Below are 1,874 nucleotides of genomic sequence, written 5' to 3' on the forward strand. Positions count from 1 at the left end.
GTTCGACATTTTCGCCGCGGTGGTTGCCGCCGGCATGGTTCTGCTGCTGTCGCTGTTCTTCCGCTACACCCGCATCGGCCTCTCCTTCCGCGCTGTCGCCGACGACCAGTTCGCCGCACTCGCTGTCGGGCTGCGGCTGCCGTTGATCTGGGGCACCGTCTGGGCCGCGGCCGGTCTCGTCGCCCTGGTCGCCGGGCTGCTCTGGGGCGCTCGCCTTGGCGTGCAGTTCTCGCTGTCGCTAGTGGTGCTCAAGGCGCTGCCGGTGCTGGTGCTTGGCGGCTTCGATTCCATCCTTGGCGCCATTGTCGGCGGGCTCTTGATCGGCGCCAGTGAGAAGCTCGCCGAGGTCTATATCGGCGACTATTTCGGCGGCGGCATCGAGAGCTGGTTCGCCTACGTCGTCGCGCTCGTCTTCCTGCTGATCCGTCCCTCCGGCCTGTTCGGCCAGAAGCTCGTGGAAAGGGTCTGAGCCATGGCCGCGATCACAAGCGATTTCTCCTCCGCGCCGGCCCTGCCGAAATGGATCGCGCCCGTTCTGCTGCTCGCCATCGCCTATGGCGTTATCCCGCTCATCGGCTCAAGCTATCTGTTCGAGGCCATCCTGCTGCCGTTCCTGGCGCTCAGCCTTGCCGGCGTGGGCTTGAACATCCTCACCGGCTATGCCGGCCAGGTTTCGCTTGGCAGTGCTGCCTTCATGGCGGCGGGTGCCTTTGCCGCCTACAATTTCAACCTGCGCGTCGAAGGCCTGCCGCTGGTCGGCAGCATCTTTCTGGCCGGCATTGTCGCCGCCGCGATCGGCATCGTCTTCGGCCTGCCCAGCCTGCGGTTGAAGGGTTTTTATCTCGCGGTGTCCACGCTCGCCGCGCAGTTCTTCGTGCAATGGGCACTGACCAAGTTCAGCTGGTTCTCCAACGACTCGGCGTCCGGCGTCATCGACGCGCCGAAGCTGTCGATTTCAGGCTTCGCTTTCGACGGCGCCGTCGGCCGCTATCTCTTTGCGCTGACCATCGTCAGCATCCTCACCTTCCTCGCCTATCGGCTGATGTCGTCGCAGACCGGGCGCAACTTCATCGCCATCCGCGACAATGAAACCGCAGCCCGCATCATCGGCATACCGGTGCTGAAGACCAAGCTTCTGGCCTTCGCCATCTCGTCCTTCATTATCGGCGTCGCCGGCGTCATCTGGGCCTTCGCCTATCTGAGAACCGTCGAGCCGGACGGCTTCGATCTCGACCGTTCGTTCCAGATCCTGTTCATCATCATCATCGGCGGCCTGGCCTCGATCCGTGGCGCCTTCTTCGGCGCGGCCTTGATCGTTGTGTTTCCGCTTGGCTTGTCTCGCCTCGGCGGTTTCCTGCTCGGCGATGTCTTCGACTCGGGCGTGCTCGACATGAGCCAGCGTATCGTGCTTGGCGCCCTCATCATCCTGTTTCTGATCCTTGAACCCGACGGGCTGGTGGCCCTGTGGGACAGGGTCCGAAGACGGCTCCTGTTCGCCTGGCAGTCGACCTGAGCCCCGCATTCGCATTTGGAAATGAACCAGAGGCCGAACCAAGACGGCCCATACCGGGAGTACCCTAGCAATGACTTTCCTCAGCACCATCAAGGCGGCGGCGCTGTCCGCGGCGATGATCGTGTCGGTGGCCTTGCCCGCCGCCCACGCCGACGAACAATATTTTCCGCTGCAAAGCTATCGCGTCGGACCCTATGCGGCCGGCGGCACCGGCTTCTTCGGCGGCTTCATCGACTATCTCAACCTCATCAACATCCGCGACGGCGGCGTCAACGGCGTCAAGCTGACCTGGGATGAATGCGAGACCCAGTACGAGGTCGAACGCGGCGTCGAATGCTACGAGCGCCAGAAGAGCCATGCC

Annotated in this window: 2 protein-coding genes and 1 pseudogene; all 3 read left to right on the plus strand. The window is 63.4% G+C overall.

What is annotated here, in order from left to right; all coding sequences use genetic code 11:
* A partial coding sequence (locus AC1DX0_RS35350) for an ABC transporter permease subunit (RefSeq protein ID WP_477359086.1) occupies positions 1–469 on the plus strand: 469 nt, incomplete at its 5' end.
* Positions 470–472: 3 nt separating this feature from the next.
* Complete coding sequence (locus tag AC1DX0_RS35355; RefSeq protein ID WP_477218489.1) at positions 473–1,513, plus strand: branched-chain amino acid ABC transporter permease; 1,041 nt, start codon at positions 473–475, stop codon at positions 1,511–1,513.
* A gap of 70 nt (positions 1,514–1,583) precedes the next feature.
* Positions 1,584–1,874, plus strand: a pseudogene (locus AC1DX0_RS35360) (ABC transporter substrate-binding protein); the annotation flags it as partial.

The organism is Mesorhizobium sp. P3_A9, assembly GCF_056402975.1.